General features: G+C 42.0%; 15 protein-coding genes and 1 pseudogene. 9 read left to right on the top strand and 7 right to left on the bottom strand.

Going from position 1 to position 17,189, the window contains the following annotated elements:
- Positions 1-35: 35 nt before the first annotated feature.
- Positions 36-908, top strand: coding sequence for a rhomboid family intramembrane serine protease GlpG (glpG, locus tag AX660_RS04140; protein ID WP_068372963.1), 873 nt, complete (start codon positions 36-38; stop codon positions 906-908).
- Here glpG and AX660_RS04135 read toward each other — a convergent pair.
- Positions 886-1,311, bottom strand: a complete 426-nt coding sequence (locus tag AX660_RS04135; RefSeq protein ID WP_068372960.1) for a flagellar basal body-associated protein FliL — start codon at positions 1,309-1,311, stop codon at positions 886-888. The two genes, glpG and AX660_RS04135, sit on opposite strands and share 23 nt — an antisense overlap.
- A 174-nt stretch (positions 1,312-1,485) precedes the next feature.
- On the opposite strand from AX660_RS04135, the gene AX660_RS04130 reads away from it, so the two are divergent.
- Both AX660_RS04130 and ubiA read left to right on the top strand, forming a co-directional pair.
- Positions 1,486-2,043 (top strand): chorismate--pyruvate lyase family protein, encoded by a 558-nt coding sequence (locus AX660_RS04130; RefSeq protein WP_407669350.1) that lies wholly within the window; start codon positions 1,486-1,488, stop codon positions 2,041-2,043.
- Positions 2,040-2,918, top strand: coding sequence for a 4-hydroxybenzoate octaprenyltransferase (ubiA, locus tag AX660_RS04125; RefSeq protein ID WP_068372956.1), 879 nt, complete (start codon positions 2,040-2,042; stop codon positions 2,916-2,918). Before AX660_RS04130 ends, ubiA begins: the two co-directional genes overlap by 4 nt.
- On the opposite strand, the gene ubiK is transcribed toward ubiA, so the two are convergent.
- On the bottom strand, positions 2,908-3,159 hold the full coding sequence (gene ubiK / locus AX660_RS04120; RefSeq protein ID WP_068372954.1) for a ubiquinone biosynthesis accessory factor UbiK: 252 nt from the start codon (positions 3,157-3,159) through the stop codon (positions 2,908-2,910). The two genes, ubiA and ubiK, sit on opposite strands and share 11 nt — an antisense overlap.
- 243 nt (positions 3,160-3,402) lie before the next feature.
- On the opposite strand from ubiK, the gene rep reads away from it, so the two are divergent.
- A complete protein-coding gene (rep, locus tag AX660_RS04110) occupies positions 3,403-5,418 on the top strand; it encodes a DNA helicase Rep (protein ID WP_068372948.1) in 2,016 nt (671 codons plus the stop codon).
- 13 nt (positions 5,419-5,431) lie between these two features.
- On the opposite strand, the gene AX660_RS04105 is transcribed toward rep, so the two are convergent.
- The 4 genes from AX660_RS04105 to AX660_RS04090 all read right to left on the bottom strand — a co-directional run bounded on the left by AX660_RS04105 (position 5,432) and on the right by AX660_RS04090 (position 9,939).
- A complete protein-coding gene (locus AX660_RS04105) occupies positions 5,432-8,053 on the bottom strand; it encodes a sensor domain-containing phosphodiesterase (protein ID WP_068372945.1) in 2,622 nt (873 codons plus the stop codon).
- Positions 8,054-8,183: 130 nt separating this feature from the next.
- Positions 8,184-8,579 carry a c-type cytochrome gene (locus tag AX660_RS04100; RefSeq protein ID WP_068372942.1) on the bottom strand — a complete coding sequence of 132 codons (396 nt, stop codon included), beginning with the start codon at positions 8,577-8,579 and terminating at the stop codon, positions 8,184-8,186.
- A gap of 116 nt (positions 8,580-8,695) precedes the next feature.
- A complete protein-coding gene (gene upp, locus AX660_RS04095; RefSeq protein ID WP_068372939.1) occupies positions 8,696-9,325 on the bottom strand; it encodes a uracil phosphoribosyltransferase in 630 nt (209 codons plus the stop codon).
- Positions 9,326-9,333: 8 nt separating this feature from the next.
- The gene (locus AX660_RS04090) at positions 9,334-9,939 is read right to left on the bottom strand and encodes an acyl carrier protein phosphodiesterase (RefSeq protein WP_068372936.1); all 606 of its coding nucleotides are present in this window, start codon (positions 9,937-9,939) and stop codon (positions 9,334-9,336) included.
- 209 nt (positions 9,940-10,148) lie between these two features.
- Between AX660_RS04090 and aroQ the strand changes: the two genes are divergently transcribed.
- The 3 genes from aroQ to accC are packed head-to-tail and all read left to right on the top strand — an operon-like array spanning position 10,149 to position 12,458.
- On the top strand, positions 10,149-10,583 hold the full coding sequence (aroQ, locus tag AX660_RS04085; RefSeq protein WP_082768793.1) for a type II 3-dehydroquinate dehydratase: 435 nt from the start codon (positions 10,149-10,151) through the stop codon (positions 10,581-10,583).
- A 54-nt stretch (positions 10,584-10,637) separates the two neighbouring features.
- On the top strand, positions 10,638-11,096 hold the full coding sequence (gene accB, locus AX660_RS04080) for an acetyl-CoA carboxylase biotin carboxyl carrier protein (protein WP_068372933.1): 459 nt from the start codon (positions 10,638-10,640) through the stop codon (positions 11,094-11,096).
- A gap of 12 nt (positions 11,097-11,108) precedes the next feature.
- Positions 11,109-12,458, top strand: coding sequence for an acetyl-CoA carboxylase biotin carboxylase subunit (gene accC / locus AX660_RS04075; RefSeq protein WP_068372930.1), 1,350 nt, complete (start codon positions 11,109-11,111; stop codon positions 12,456-12,458).
- A 181-nt stretch (positions 12,459-12,639) separates the two neighbouring features.
- Here the strand turns inward: accC and AX660_RS04070 are convergent.
- Positions 12,640-13,749: pseudogene (locus AX660_RS04070) on the bottom strand (methyl-accepting chemotaxis protein); the annotation flags it as partial.
- 302 nt (positions 13,750-14,051) lie between these two features.
- Here AX660_RS04070 and prmA point away from each other — a divergent pair.
- Together prmA and AX660_RS04060 are read left to right on the top strand one after the other, a co-directional pair.
- Positions 14,052-14,930, top strand: a complete 879-nt coding sequence (gene prmA, locus AX660_RS04065; RefSeq protein WP_068372924.1) for a 50S ribosomal protein L11 methyltransferase — start codon at positions 14,052-14,054, stop codon at positions 14,928-14,930.
- 323 nt (positions 14,931-15,253) lie between these two features.
- Positions 15,254-17,185, top strand: coding sequence for a putative bifunctional diguanylate cyclase/phosphodiesterase (locus AX660_RS04060; RefSeq protein WP_082768731.1), 1,932 nt, complete (start codon positions 15,254-15,256; stop codon positions 17,183-17,185).
- The last annotated feature ends 4 nt before the right edge of the window (positions 17,186-17,189 follow it).

Genomic DNA, 17,189 nt, shown 5'->3' with positions numbered 1-17,189 from the left:
ATCCTATTGAATAAGTAGTTAAAAAGGAACCGCTCATTTCTGAGTCATTATTATTAGTCGCCTTTTCACAAGAGCGACCAGCCAGATTACTGATCAACTATCTGCAAGTCCAAGGTATTGCTGCCAACTATGTGCAGGCTGCTGAGCCCCATAGCCATGGTGTGCATCTGCTAGATCAATACCAATGGGCTGAAGCCAAACAACTTTCCGATGAATTTATTGCCAATCCCAGTGCGCAAAAATACCAAGAAGCCGCGTGGCAAACAGGTGAAAGGGTTAACTTAAGCTCTACTAGTATTTTTTACTGGCCAGCGATGTTATACCACCTTAAACATGCGCCTTTTACTGCAGTAGTTTTGTTTGTTTGCCTCATTACTTATGGTTTAGCGCTTATTGGATTCACTGAGCCCTATAATTGGTTGCAAATTTTTCCCTTACAACAACTCGCTGACAATCATCAGTGGTGGCGTTTAATTGGCCCTGCTTTTATCCATTTTTCAACCCTGCATATCGCTTTTAACTTACTATGGTGGTGGATGTTGGGCAAACAAATTGAAAACACCTTTGGTTTAAGTTGTTTAGTTTTGCTGTTTTTATTTAGTGCTATTAGCTCTAACGTCGCCCAGTTGCTGTTAGATGGCCCTAATTTTGGGGGTTTATCGGGTGTAGTTTACGCCTTGGTAGGTTGTGTGTGGTGGTTAGGTTGGCTCAGACCTAGCTGGGGTATAGGTTTACCCAAACCTATGATTGGTTTTTTACTTATCTGGTTAGTGATTGGCTATACCGATATTTTATGGATAAAAATGGCCAATACCGCCCATACGGCGGGGCTGATATCTGGTTGTTTGTTTGCTGTGGTATTAAGCCTAATGAAAACCCAAAAACCTAACCTTGATAAAGATACTTAGTAAAAATCACATCTTTGATCGTATCGTTGCCGGTTTCTTTTTTCATCAGTTCTCGCAACTTTTCAAGACAGACCCGACGAATATCTTCACGACCTGTCAGTGATTTTACCTTTTCTTCAGGTTGACGCCCAAAGATATCAATCGTTGCTGCGCGCAATAATGGAGAGTGGTGCTCAGCTGCTTCTATATAAGCTGCGTCTTCGAGCATAAGCTCAACTGTAACTCTGACATATCCCAATTTTTTAGCATTTGGGCCTAAATAATTAGTGACAATGTCGGGTTCGAGACTGAAGTAAGCGAAGTTTTTTCTAGGAGACTCTTGGCCGAATAGCTGAAAATGACTGCCGCTTAATACCAGCACTAGTAATAATATCCCAACTTTAGTCTTGTTAGTTTTTATCATATGGTTTTTGAGGCACCTGATTAAGTTGATTAATAGTCTAGCAATATTCCGCACAAGGTATAAAACTATTTAGTGCTACTTTAGTCTTACGTCATCACTTGATACTATGCCCGCATTGATGCCAGCTACTGACAATACAAAGACCCAAAATTGAATCCAAGTTACCCTTTCCCAATCGGTATTCAGCCTCAATGGTGTCAACCGCAAGACCATCACATTGGCGATCCAAGACTCAGAAATTGGCTGCTTGATACGGGCTCGTTAACGGAACGCTTACAAACGCATTGCCGAGATTTTCAAGTTCAGGTATTAGGTCAACGGCAGGCTGAGATAAGTCTTGAGGAAATTCGACAACTAAGCCCCAATTCTAAGCCATTTAATCTGGCAGATTGGCAAGTTAGAGAAGTTATATTGTGGGGAGATTCACAACCTTGGGTCTTTGCCCGTTCTATTTTACCTCAAGCACTTTGTTCTGCTGAGCTAGCAGGCTTAGGTAATCAGGCTCTAGGTAAATTGATTTTTAATGATCCTCGTTTTGTTCGGCAGCCTTTTGAGATATGCCATATTTCAACAACTACAACTACAACTATTGCTAAGGCATTACAACTTAGTGATAACCGCGATTTGTGGGGGCGACGTTCGGTTTTTATGTTGGATAATCTAGCGATGTCGGTGGCTGAGATCTTTTTACCCCAAGCACCTGCCTATGCAGATAGTCAAGCAAACCTATGACAAACAATCCTACCAAGGTTAATCGCTGGTCTGCTTATTGGCGCTTAATGCGCTTTGATAAACCTATAGGCATTTATTTGCTGTTATGGCCTTGTCTTTGGGCTTTGTGGATAGCTGCTCAGGGAATTCCACCCTTAGATATCTTAGTGATATTTATCCTTGGGGTAATTGTTATGCGCGCGGCGGGCTGTGTGATCAATGACTATGCCGACCGTAAAGTTGATGGTGCAGTACAGCGCACGGCACAACGGCCATTAGCCACAGGTGAACTAAGTAGTCGTCAGGCACTGTGGTGTTTTGCCTTACTGGTTTTTTGTGCGCTTTGTTTGGTGTTATGGCTTAATTGGCAAACCATCGTTTTATCTTTAGGTGCGCTGGTGTTAACTATTACTTACCCTTTTATGAAACGCTATACCCACCTACCTCAAGTGGTATTAGGAGCTGCCTTTGGTTGGTCAATTCCGATGGCATTTATGGCGATTAATCAACAACTGAACTGGCTTGCTTGGGTATTGTATGCCGCTAATCTGTGCTGGACGGTAGCTTACGACACTCAATACGCTATGGTAGATCGTGATGATGATCTGCGTATCGGGGTTAAATCCACCGCCATCCTGTTTGGCCAGTTTGATAAACTGATTATCTTATTATTACAACTAGCGACATTGGGACTTTTACTAGTAGTGGCCATCAACTTAGCCTATGGCTGGCCCGTCTATTTAGCTTTGCTTATTGGCGCGGGACTGTTTGTTTATCATCAATGTCTGATAAAAGATCGCGAGCGCAATGCCTGTTTTAAAGCCTTTTTACACAACCATTATTTTGGTTTAGTTATCGCCATAGGTATCGCTCTGCAATATTGGCTTAATCCTTAATATTAAGCGCTTCTAGTGCCGCAATACGGGTTTCTAATGCCGCTAATTTTTCACGGGTTCGAATTAACACTTGAGTTTGCACATCAAACTCTTCACGGCTGACAAAGTCTAAACGACTAATCTGGCTTTGCAGGATTTGTTTAACCTTAGATTCTGCCCCTTCAGCCATATCCTTAACACCTTTGGGCACCGCATCCGCGATCTGTTTGGCGATTTCTTCTAATTTTTTGGGATCTAACATAATCTTTAACCTGTTTTAAGAAAGTCTGTATTGTATCCAATAAACACTGATAAACCATCTCTATGCTTAGGTATAAAACGAATAAGCCCTTCATCCTTGAAACGGAACCTTTGTTGGCTGCACTTACTTCGCCACCGCCACACAATTCCAACGCTAAGGCGTATATAGATCCAGCGAAAGATGGTCAAGGCGCTGATAATTTCTTACAATCCCCGCCCCAACAAAAGCGTAACCAAGTGATACATGAAACTTAACCCAGGCCAGAATCAAGCAGTTAACTATATCTCTGGGCCCTGTCTAGTACTGGCAGGTGCCGGTAGTGGTAAAACTCGTGTGATCACTAATAAAATTGCCTACTTGGTCAGAGAATGTGAACTGCCTGCACGCTATATCGCCGCTGTCACTTTTACCAATAAAGCGGCCCGAGAAATGAAAGAGCGAGTCGCTCAAACTCTGGGTAAAAAAGAGGCGCGTGGTCTCAAGGTTTCAACATTCCACACTCTTGGTCTGAATATTATTAAGTCAGAAGTAAAAACGTTGGGTCTCAAACCGGGATTTTCCTTGTTTGACGATAAAGACAGTATGGCCTTATTAAAAGATCTTACTGCCACAGAGTTAGATGGGGATAAAGAGCAACTCAGTTTGTTGCAGAGTTGTATTTCAAGCTGGAAAAACGATTTAATCTTGCCCGAACATTTAAAAAACAAAGCCATGTCACCGGGTGAAGTAGAATTTGCCGAGTTTTATCAGCGTTATCACAATAACCTGCGAGCTTATAACGCCTTAGATTTTGATGATCTTATTTTACTGCCAACTCTATTACTGCAAACCAATGAGACCGTCCGGCAAAAATGGCAAACTAAAATTCGTTATTTGTTGGTCGACGAATATCAGGATACCAATACCAGTCAGTATGAATTAGTGCGCTTGTTAGTGGGCGAACGAGCACGTTTTACTGTGGTAGGTGACGATGACCAGTCAATCTACTCATGGCGTGGGGCGCGCCCACAAAATTTAGTGCTATTACAAAAGGACTTCCCATCCTTGAAAGTGGTTAAACTTGAGCAAAACTACCGCTCCTCAGGGCGAATATTGCACTGCGCCAATATTTTGATCCAAAACAACCCCCATGTTTTTGAGAAAAAATTGTTTTCAGAATTAGGTTATGGCGATCCTCTCAATATTATTATTGCCAAAAATGAAGAACATGAAGCTGAACGAGTAGTGGCAGAAATGCTTGCTCACAAATTTATGCAAGCCACCAGCTTTAAGGATTATGCGATTTTATACCGTGGTAATTTCCAGTCGCGGGTATTCGAAAAAGTCTTAATGAGTAACCGCATCCCATATAAAATCAGTGGTGGCATGTCGTTTTTTGGTCGAACCGAAGTAAAAGACATCATGGCCTATTTGCGCCTGCTGGTGAATCAGGATGATGACAACGCCTTATTACGAGTCATTAATACTCCAACACGTGGCATAGGTCGGGTTAGTTTGGAAAAACTTGGCAATTTAGCTAACCAACAAAAAACCTCGATGTTTGCTGCTGCTTTCTCGCCATATCTACAAGAGCATGTCAGTGGTAAAGCGCTAGTAGCGATAGAGCAGTTTGCTCGCTGGATAGTGGAGCTTTCGGATCAAGTTGTGCGCGGTGATGGCATATCTACAGTGCGCGATATGATTAAAACCATGGGTTATGAAGAATGGTTGTACGAAAGCAGTACCAGCCCAAAGGCAGCTGAAATGGCCATGGCCAATATCAGTACCCTGTTTGGCTGGATCAGCGGCATGTTAGAAGGTGGCGAACTCGACCCGCCAATGAATTTACAGGAAGTAGTTAACCGCCTGATATTACGCGATATGATGGAAAGAGGCGAAGATCAGGATGAGTCTGATCAAGTGCAATTAATGACCCTTCATTCCTCCAAAGGCCTAGAGTTTCCCTATGTTTTTATGGTCGGCATGGAAGAGGGTCTGTTACCCCATCAAAGCAGTATCGACGAAGATAATATCGAAGAAGAACGACGCCTAGCTTATGTAGGAATTACGAGGGCTCAGCGCGCATTGTTTTTTACTCTAGTTAAAGAGCGTCGTCAGTTTGGTGAATTAATCAACCCTGAGCCCAGTCGCTTTTTATACGAGTTGCCACAAGATGATGTGATTTGGGAGCAAAAAAAGCAAAAAGTCAGTGCTGAGGCACAGCAGCAAAAAGGTGAGATGGGTATTGCTAACTTGCGCAATATGTTAAACAAAAAGTAGTCTAGGTTCGTTATTAACCTGTAATGGCCATAGGTGAACCGGGTTGGTCGTTAATTTTTTCAGCCGCCTGTATATACTTACCCTGACCGTATTCACAACCTACAGCAGTGAGTGCATCAAGTTGTTCTTGTGTTTCGATACCTTCAGCGATTAATTTAAATTTCAGATGGTTTGAAATGGATAACACGGATTGCACCAACTTGAGGTTGCGCTCAGAGCGGGGCAGGGTTTTAACAAAACGATGATCTACTTTTACATAATCAAAGGGATAGGAATACAGATAGCTTAGTGAAGCCAAGCCACTACCAAAATTATCCAGAACCAGTGTAATTCCAGCGCGTTTAAGCACCTTAATTGCTGGCAACATAAATTGTGACCGGCGATTTAAATCATTTTCATCAAACTCGATCACCAGCCTTTTAGGATCTACTCCGGCCTCACGAATTTGTTCAACCAACTGACCTGCCAAGGACGTTTGGGTGAGATGATGAATAGATAAATTGATCGCCAAACGATAATGCTGTCTTTCATCATGTGCTTTTTGCCACGTTTGTAAAACATGGCAGGCCTTATTCAACATGAACTTATCCATTTCGACAGTTAAGCCACTTTGCTCGGCTATTTGCCAATATTGTTCACGTTTTATTTTACCTAATGACGAATGTTCCCACTTGATGTAACACTCTTCATAAATTCGTTCTTTGTTTGATAAATTTAGAGCAGGCTGAGAATAACACTCAAACGCTTCCGCCTTGAGCATCTGCCGAAACTCGCTTTCTATTTCGAGTTCTTCTAGCAGTTTGTCGCGCATGGTCTTGTCAAAGATAATATATCGACCACGTCCCAACGATTTAGCCTGGTACATTGCCGCATCGGCATCCCGCAAAATTTCATCGGCTGATTGATATCCATTTTCTATATAGGCAATACCAATACTGGCACCAGAATACACTTCTTTATTTTCAACAATAAAAGGTGCTGCTATGGCATTGATAATACGCGACGAAATTTCTTCAATATCACTAGGTGCTTCAAAGTTATCAAACAACACCACAAACTCGTCACCACCTAAACGTGCGAGTAAATCATGGCCACGCACACAAGAGGTAATACGTTTGGCCACTTCTTTAAGAAACAAATCCCCCGCATAGTGACCAAGGGAGTCATTAATTTGTTTAAAACGATCTAAATCAATAAATACCACAGCAAAATTGTTGCTGGCATAACGCATTTTGCTGGCAAGTGCTAGGTCCAGACGATTGTTAAACAGAACACGATTAGCTAAACCCGTTAACGCATCATGATGGGCGTCATATTCCAATTTGAGTTGAATTTGTTTTCTTTCTTCAATTTGCTTTTGTAAAAACATATTGGTTTGGTTGAGCTCGGCGGTGCGCTCTTTGACTTTTTCAGCTAATTGCTGATTATAAGCTTGAATAGCTTCGGTAGAGCGTTTACGACTAAGTGCAACGGCAATATGATGGGAAACAAAACGTAAAAATTCTAAGTCTTTTTGTGAGTACTTTTGACTTTCACCATAACTTTGTACAGCAATCACACCAGAGATGGAGCCATCAATAATGAGAGGCGCACCCAACCATGATGTATTTTTTTCCAACATAGTTAACGCGATACTTTCTTCTAATTGTTGTGTTTTAGCCAAGCGTTTTACTTGGCTTGAATCGATGAGCTCAGCACGGCCCTGGCGGATAACGTATTCGGTTAAACCCAGCCCCATAGCTCTGGTCTGCACATGGGTATTAAGTTCATCCTTAAAATAAGGGAAAGTTAAAGTGGTGGCATCTGCGTCTAACAATGCAACATAACAGTTAGGTGCGCCGATTAGGCGTGAGAGAATGTCATGGATTGCTGCATAAAAATCCTGCATATCTCCAGAATTTGAAGCCGATAACTCTGAAATTTCAAACAAGGCTTGTTGGAGTGATTCGATTTTCTGGCGTTCCAGTATCTCCTCTTGCAACTCTTCATTCATTTGGCGTAATTGTTTAGTCCGTTGGCGAATTGTTTTTTCAGTTAGTTCACGGCTTTTAACCCGATCGACACAGTTAATAATGTGTTGAGAAACAAACAATAAGACTTCTAGATCTTCTTGGTTGTAACGCACTGACTCATCGTAACTTTGTACTACCATAGCCCCAATAACTTGCGAACCACGTTTAAGCGGCACTCCAATCCAGTCAACCGGGCTTGGACCAACAAAATTAACGTTAAGTAATCCTATTTGCTGTAAAAAGGTTTCTTTGGTTAAAAATAGATGATTACCGGTGTGTAAAATATAGCTGGTAATACTATTTTGTAGTTCTTCTGCTGGCTGTTGCTGGACATCTAACTCTTCGAATTCATCAACAAAGTAGGCAAAATCGATGATAGTGTTTTCTTCTTCAAGAAAAGCTACATAAAAATTACGGGCTGGCATAAAACCAGCCACTATTTCGTGCAGGGCGGGATACAAACGAGACAATTCATTAACTGAACTGGCTAATTCAGAAATATCAAAAAGCGATTTCTGAATAGACTCAGAGCGCCTATATTTTTCAGTCACTTTTTGTAACTGTGGAACTAGCTCCCTGAGTTCTTCTAGGGAGAGTTCAACTGTGATATTTTCTGCTGTCATTGCGCTAACTTTTCATGCACTTAATAGTTGGTTTTTTGGCAAAGTTAATAGACTAAAATAAACTATTAAGATCAAAAAGGCCACACTATGGTGGCCTTATTTTGTACAAATTCTTGTTACGAAAGTGGGATTAGAGTCCCTCTATCATATACTCTATTGCCGCTTTTATTTCATCATCAGAACAATCACCACAAGTACCTTTGGGTGGCATAGCGTTAAAGCCTTTTATTCCGTGCTCAACTAAGGTATCTATACCCTTGCTCATTCGTGGTCCCCAGTCAGCGGCATCATGTAATTTAGGTGCACCAAGCACTCCTACACTATGACAGGCTACACACGATTTATTATAGACTTGCGCACCTGAACGTGGGCCTGCAGAACTGGTTTCAGGTTTGGCTCCCGCAACGTGGACTTTACCCAAAGGTTGGATGCGCGATTTAATATCATCTGATGCAGCTTCTTGAGTTTGAGCAGCAAAAGTCAGAAATACACTCACAAAAAGACACATCAAGCTTTTAATTTTCACAATTTTCTCCCCTAGGGTTTGACGTAATTTGAACGCCACCAGCCAAAATTCGGCCTTGATTATAACTGCTTCTCTTTACTGAACAACTATTTAGTAACAAAGCACCGTAAATTTGCTTAACGTGTTCCAAACAACTTATCACCTGCATCTCCCAAGCCCGGTAAAATATATCCCTGTTCGTTAAGCTTAAGATCAATAGCAGCGGTATAAATATCTACATCCGGATGTTGTTGCTGTACGGCCGCCAAACCTTCTGGCGCCGCCACTAAAAATAAACCCATGATATGAGTGCAGCCTTTTTGTTTTAATAAATCTATCGTTGCTATCAAGGTGCCGCCGGTGGCCAGCATAGGATCAACAATCAAAGCAGTGCGCTCTGCAATGTCTTTTACTACTTTGTCGAAATAGGCAATGGGCTGTAGGGTTTCCTCATTACGATACAAACCCACCACACTGATCTTGGCATTGGGGATGAGTTTCATCACACCATCTAACATGCCTAGCCCGGCACGTAAAATAGGCACCACAGTGATTTTTTTGCCTTTGATCTTTTGTATTGGAATGGTTTCATCATTCCATCCTTGGATGTTTACGGTTTCAGTTTCCAAATGACGAGTGGCTTCGTAGGTTAACAAGTTACCTACTTCGCTGGCTAACTCACGAAAATCTTTACTACTAATACCCGCTTCACGCATCAAACCCAGTTTATGTTGGATAAGGGGATGCTTAATTTCTTTTATTGCCATGTTCCAACCTATTGAAAGTGTTGACTTGTCAGTTGTTTTTTACAGTGTAATGCATGATCAAGCAATGTCGGATAAAAAACACTGAAGGTAGAATCAAACAGCGACGGATGCGTTTGTACAAAGTCATAGGCGGTATGAGCAAACACAATTTTATGTTTCAATCTACGCTCAATACTCATAAAAGCGCGCAGGCAAGTAGCAGGTTCTTTGTATTCACTTAACCACTTGTCTTGCAATAAACTGGCACTCAAGCGATTAAAATTGGCTTGTTCAATACCATCAAATTCACTTAATTGTTGGTAAAAGCGTTCTAATACCTGCCACTCTGTTTGTTGAGTAAAGTGATGCCATTGTTTTAAAAGGCAGTGATCAAACACAATATCAATCACTATGCCGGATACACGGCGTAAAGATGGAGGAAACTTTTGTCTAAGTGAGGTGACTAAAGAATGTTGGTCAGTATAGATGTCGACTTTACGATGCATGCTCACACCAGTGGCAAGACAAGGTGGTAGTTTGTCGCTGATGTTGCCTTTAACAAAATCACCAAGAAAGTTTCCCAACAGACTGGTTTGGGTATGGTGGCCAATATGTATGTGCGCAATGTAATTCAAACCGTGCTCATTTTTGAGATTAAAATTGCAAAACTTTGTGGCAATCTTCGCTGATAAGACCAGTATTTTGCTGCTATATTCTATTTCAACCCTATAATAGTGCCACTTTATTGCACCGCGTAGTTATTTTAAATGCCCAGCGCGTCTAATTTAAAACAAAGTGCAGCTAATTTAACCAATCGGTGGATGCCTGCCTAAGTGACCAAAGCGTGAATGTTTTACTCATCAATGGCCCAAATTTAAATATGTTGGGCAAGCGCGAACCGCAAATTTATGGCTCGGCCAGCTTAGATCAAATTGTTCAGGGGCTCAAGACTAAGGCCACTGAACTCGGTATTTCGCTGAGTCATGTGCAATCTAGTGCCGAGCATGTATTGATTGACGCCATCCATAACGGTTTTGGCAATATCGACTATATATTGATCAATCCCGGCGCATTTACTCATACCAGTGTGGCCTTGCGTGATGCACTGCTCAGTGTGTCTATTCCTTTTATTGAGATCCATCTGTCAAACGTACATGCCAGAGAGCCCTTCAGACACCACTCTTATTTAAGTGATAAGGCGCAGGGCGTTATATGCGGCTTAGGTACACAAGGTTATGAATTTGCACTTTTAGCTGCTCATCAGCATTTGACTAAATAAACAATTTCTAAGCTTTATTTAAAACAACAAAATTATCGAACAGAGAGAATTATCATGGACATACGTAAAATTAAAAAACTGATTGAACTGGTTGAAGAGTCAGGGATATCTGAATTAGAAATTACTGAAGGTGAAGAATCAGTACGTATCCATCGTGGTGGCCAGTTTGCTGCTCCTATGCAATACGCCCCTCAAGCTCAATATATAGCTGCCACACCAAGTGCGGCTCCAGCACCAGTTGCTGCACCAACGGCCCCCGCAGCTGCGGCTGAAGTATCTGGCCATATTATGCGCTCTCCCATGGTTGGTACTTTTTATCGCTCTTCTTCTCCCGGCGCAAAATCCTTTGTTGAAGTGGGTCAAAAAGTTAACGTGGGTGATACGTTGTGCATCATAGAAGCAATGAAAATGATGAACCAAATTGAATCTGATAAATCAGGCATCATTAAACAAATTTTGGTAGATAACCAAGATCCCGTTGAATTTGACCAACCTATGTTTGTGATCGAATAAAGGCCAATGACCATGCTTAAAAAAGTTCTTATTGCCAATCGCGGTGAGATTGCACTACGCATTCTGCGCGCTTGCAAAGAGTTAGGCATTACCACTGTTGCCGTGCACTCAACTGCAGATGAAACACTTAAACATGTATTGTTGGCTGATGAAACCATCTGTATTGGTAAAGCCTCTGCAACCGAAAGCTACCTGAATATTCCCCGTATTATCGCCGCAGCTGAAATAACCGATGCCGATGCTATTCATCCTGGATATGGTTTTTTAGCTGAAAATGCTGCTTTTGCTGATGCCGTCGAAAAAAGTGGCTTTATCTTTATTGGTCCTAAAGCTGAAACCATCAATTTGATGGGTGACAAAGTATCAGCGATTAAATCCATGAAAGCCGCTGGTGTGCCTTGCGTACCGGGTTCAGACGGGCCATTAGGTAGTGATGAAGCGACTAACAAAGCGACCGCCTTACGCATCGGTTATCCGATTATAGTTAAAGCAGCTGGCGGTGGTGGTGGTCGTGGTATGCGCGTGGTGCGCGCTGAACATGAATTAATTAATGCCATAGCAACAACACAAGCTGAAGCCGGTGCTGCTTTTGGTAATGATACTGTGTACATGGAGAAATTTTTAGAAAATCCGCGTCACGTAGAAATCCAAGTACTAGCTGATGGACAAGGTGGTGCTATTCACTTGGGTGAACGAGATTGCTCCATGCAGCGCCGTCATCAAAAAGTGGTTGAAGAAGCCCCCGCACCTGGTATCACTCCTGAAATGCGTGCCAAAATCGGTGCCCGTTGCTGTCAGGCCTGTGTTGATATTGGCTATCGTGGCGCAGGTACCTTTGAGTTTTTGTTTGAAAACGGCGAGTTTTATTTCATTGAAATGAACACCCGGATCCAAGTTGAGCATCCCGTATCAGAAATGATTACCGGCATTGATTTAATCAAAGAACAGTTACGTATTGCCTCAGGTATGAAACTCTCGATTGATCAATCTCAGGTACAAATTCGTGGCCATGCTATCGAATGTCGTATTAATGCTGAAGATCCACAAACGTTTATTCCAAGCCCTGGTAAAATCACGCAATTTCATTCACCCGGTGGTTTAGGTGTACGTTGGGATTCGCATATCTATGCAGATTACACCGTGCCGCCTTATTATGATTCGATGATAGGTAAACTGATCACTTATGGCGAAACCCGTGAAGTGGCGATTGCCAGAATGCGTCATGCTTTAGATGAACTCGTGATTGCAGGAATAAAAACCAATATCCCGTTGCAAAAACGCATTATGGCCGACGAAGCCTTTGCTAAAGGTGGAGCCAACATCCACTATTTAGAGAAAAAACTCGGTTTGGGTGGTCACTAAATTATCGTTTTAAGTTTCTGGCTGATAAGTTTTAAGTTTCTGGCTGATAATAAGTGCAGCCGGAAACTTACTCTTAACGGTTTTTAAGTTAACGACCTGCTTCATTAAATAGCTGTTTAGATATTTTAACCATCTCCTGAGTGCCGGTACTAATTTCCTGAATAACGCTGCCGGTTTTTTCTGTTAAAACCATGCCTTCTTTTGAACGAGCAACAATTTCCTCCATTGATTTTACCGCTTGGGTAGCCAAGGTATTATTTTGTTTTACCACTTCATCTATTTCGGCGGTTGATTTACTAGTGCGCCCTGCTAATTGTCTGACTTCATCAGCAACAACAGCAAATCCTCGCCCTTGCTCTCCGGCCCTAGCTGCCTCTATAGCCGCATTCAGAGCAAGCAAGTTGGTTTGATCAGCAATGGCGGTAATGGTATTTACAATGTTACTGATTTGATCAGACTGCTTACTTAATGAATCGATTCTTGCTGCGGCAGCAGTCAAACTATCGGTTATTTGTGACATTGATTGAATCGTCTCATTAACGATTTGCAAACCATGCTGGGAGGTTTTTTCAGTCTGTTTAGAAGACTCGTACACCAGTTCACTAGTACGTCTGTTTGCTTCAAATGTTTTAGTATTATCAGAGGCAAATTTTTTGACTTTTAGCAGCTTACCGTCCACATCAAAAATAGGATTATAAGTCGCTTCTAACCATATTGTTTCGCCCTGCTTGTTAACCCTCTCGACTAACCCGCTGTAAAACGTGCCTCTGTTAAGACTCTCCCATAATTTTTTGTATTCATGAGAATTGGTATATTCACGTTTGCAAAAAGACTTGTGATTCATGCCTTTAAGTTCACTAGCGGTGTAACCCAAAGTTTGTTGGAAGTTTTCATTCGCCTCTAGCAAGTTGCCACTTAGATCAAATTCAGCCACAGCCATAGAACGGGATACTGCTTGTGATTCGCTTTTTAGTAGATGCATTTGCACAATAGATTCTGTGACATCTGACGCTATTTTAATCACCTTGAGAACATTACCAGTACTATCTATCACGGGTATATAACTCGCAGCCAGCCAGACTTCATTGCCTGTTCGACTCATTCGCTGAAACTCGCCATTACAGCCCTTACCCTTAGCTAAATCATCCCAGAAAACTTTGTATTCCTGACTACTCACATAGGATTTTTTGCAGAACATACTATGATGTTTACCTACCACTTGTTCAGCACTGAAATTCATGGTTTTTAGAAACAACGGGTTAGCAAATAGTACCTGTCCCGTGGGTGTAAATTCGATCACCGCCATTGCGCCATACATGGCTTTCAGTACCGCTTCGTCAATATCAAACTTTGCTTTGTATTGAGCAAGTTCTGCGACTAATTGTTTGTTATTGTTGAAAAATCCCATGTTTAGCTCCCAGTGTGTGACGATAGAATTTAGCTTAGTAATTACTACTCAAAATTCAATGTTATTAGCAAAATGACCAACAGACTTTGCGTTAAACTTACAAACAGTGAATTTATTAGTTATATCTGCTCCGATCACGGATACAATTAGCATTAATATAGATTTTTTTACACGGCGATATAATCATGCCTTGGATCCAACTAAAAATAAGCAGCCCAGCTAAATATGCTGAACAGCTGGGTGACATGTTAAGTGCCAATGGCGCACAAGCAGTAAGTTTTTTTGATGCTAAAGATACCCCCATGTATGAGCCCAAGCCCGGTGAAGTGATGTTATGGCCAGATACCGAAGTGGTGGGTTTATATGACGCCAATTTTGATATGGCGGCCGTCATCAAACGTTTAGAAAAATCCCGTATATTAGGCAAAGGTTTTGCCCACAAAATCGACCAGTTAGAAGACAAAGACTGGGAGCGTGAGTGGATGGTTAACTTCCATCCCATGCAATTTGGTAAACGCCTATGGATTTGCCCAAGTTGGCGTGATGTACCCGACCCAACAGCAGTCAATGTAATGCTCGATCCCGGTCTAGCCTTTGGTACCGGCACTCATCCCACTACTTCATTATGCCTAAGCTGGCTTGACGGTTTAGAGCTAAAGGATTCAACAGTAGTGGATTTTGGTTGTGGCTCTGGGATCTTAGGTATAGCCGCTTTAAAACTCGGTGCTAAACGTGTAGTTGGCATTGATATCGACCCACAAGCGATACTGGCGAGCCAAGATAACGCCAACCGCAATAATGTCGGTGAACAAATAGAGTTATACCTGCCACAAAACCAACCTGAATTACAAGCCGATGTGGTACTAGCGAATATCCTAGCAGCACCCATCCGTGAGTTACGCCACATAATCAGCGGTTACTGCAAACCCAGTGGTAAACTGGTGTTATCCGGCATACTCGACAACCAAGCCCAAGAAATCAACGACCTATATAGCCAAGAATTCGATATGGAACCCATTGCCATACAAGGTGACTGGGCTAGAGTTTCAGGGGTGAAACGTTAGTTTTATACCCTTCATCCTCGAAACGGAACCTTTGGTGGCTGCACCACTCACCCCAATCATTTTATTCGGTTAAGCTCATAGCTCATGGGGCTGAGTTCCTTTGCCGCCGCCGTGCAATTCCATTGATAAGGAGGGCTATTGCTACACTGCTTTTTAATGGAGTTGGTATTAACTTGATATGTTTATCAATACAGCGCCGAGTATTAGCTGCAACTACAAAAGTTTCGCCAACAATTGGCCTTAATAAGTTATTAAGGCTGCCTATCTGTTACGTTTTGCGGTATAAATTTACCTGCAGTAGGTTAGGTAGTTAATTCTTAGAGGTGCTTATTAAAATATTTACTTATTTCATTAAGTTGGCTGATGGCCGCAAAAAAAGTCCGCAGATCATTTTTGCTCAGTTTAATGAATTGCTCACCAAAGTTCCCTTGTTGTATATCATCTTGTTGGTTAACTCTTTGACTCTGGCATATACCCATTATGGAGTGGCGCCTGATTATTTGACTTTGTACATTGCTGGAATTTTAAGTGTTGCTTGTATCAGCCGTGCGGTTCGTTGGTATGGATTTAGGCATCTTACTTTTAGTCTTAAACAAGCCCAGAAACAGATTCAAATGACGGTGTTTTTTTCTATTTTTATGGGCATTGGCTTTACGCTGTGGGCTTTTACTCTTTTTACTTATGGCGACATTATATTGCAGGCCCATGTGGCCTATTTTATGTCGATTACTGTCATTGGTGTATTGGTGTGTTTGATCCACTTACCGGTAGCAGTATGGGCGGCGGCTATTACAGTAGGCTTGCCTTTTATCGTCTTTTTTACCCTCAGCGGTCAGCCTGTATTTGTGGCAATTTCATTTAATTTTTTGATGGTACTCGCATCCTTGGTGCCTATTACCCTAAGTTACTACCGAGCCTTTTCGAATGTGGTTAATGCCAAGATTGAGCTTGAACAACAACATGAAAAAACCCAGCGCCTTAACGTGCAAAATGAGTTATTGGCCAATCAAGATGGTTTAACCAAACTGGCTAATCGGCGCAGTTTTGCTGCTTATCTAAATAAAAAACTTGAGGGCAATCAAGCTAACAATAGCTTTCTTGTAGGTTTGATTGATCTGGATGGTTTTAAACCAGTTAATGATATTCATGGTCATGCAGCGGGAGACCGAGTACTAACCGAAGTCAGTTTACGTTTGCAAAATTTATTAAACGACGAGGGAATGCTGGCCCGTATTGGTGGCGATGAATTTGCTTTGGTGATCGACCACAATACCAGCCATGCAGATATTCAAACTTTAGGTAAACGTATCACCCAAGCCTTACAAATTCCCTTTTCTATGCGTACAGGCTTAGTACAGATATCAGGATCCTGTGGTTTTGCGATATTTCCTGATGCGGGTGACAGCGCCGATGAGCTGATGGATAGGGCTGACTTTGCCTTATACGAAGCCAAAAGTAATGCTCGTGGCAGTTCGATTATTTTTTCGCAGGAGCATGAACGGCTTATTAGGCAAAAATCACAGCTCGAACTGGCGCTCAATCAAAGTGTGAAGAACAATGAAATAACACTGCATTATCAGCCTATTGTGGATGCCAATACGGGCAAAATCATTGGTTTAGAGGCGCTGGCAAGATGGTTTAATAACGAATTAGGGCAAGTGCCACCGAGCCTGTTTATCCCCATTGCCGAGAAAACCGGAGTCGTCACTGATATTACTCTGTGTTTGTTTGAACAGGCGGTTGTGGCATTAAAGCGCTGGCCGTCTCACCTCTTTTTGTCGTTTAACTTATCAGTACATGATGTGATCAATCAGCAGACTCTGGCTTTGCTCAAGGGCATGTTGGATACACATGAGGTCGCTACTAGTCGGGTGCAATTCGAAATTACTGAAACTACGATGATGACGGATTTGGAGCAATGCTCCCTCACTACTAAGGCTTTGCAAGCTCAAGGCTTTAAGATTGCCTTGGATGACTTTGGCTCTGGTTATTCAAGTTTGAGTTATATTCACAAGCTGGCTTTTAATAATCTCAAAATTGACCGTAGCTTTGTTGAAAATTTACAAGAGGATCAGCGCAGTCAAGGTGTGGTCAAAACAATCCTAGAGTTATGCTCTAGTTTTAACGTGAGCTGCACAGTAGAAGGGGTAGAAACCCCAGAGCAAAAAGATTTGTTGTTAGCCTTGGGCTGTAAACAAATGCAGGGCTATTATTTTTATCGCCCTGCACCTATTGAGCAATTTGATTTGGTTTAGTGTT

Source organism: Paraglaciecola hydrolytica, assembly GCF_001565895.1.
GTDB lineage: Bacteria > Pseudomonadota > Gammaproteobacteria > Enterobacterales > Alteromonadaceae > Paraglaciecola > Paraglaciecola hydrolytica.
This window is presented reverse-complemented; position numbering and strand designations above follow the sequence as displayed.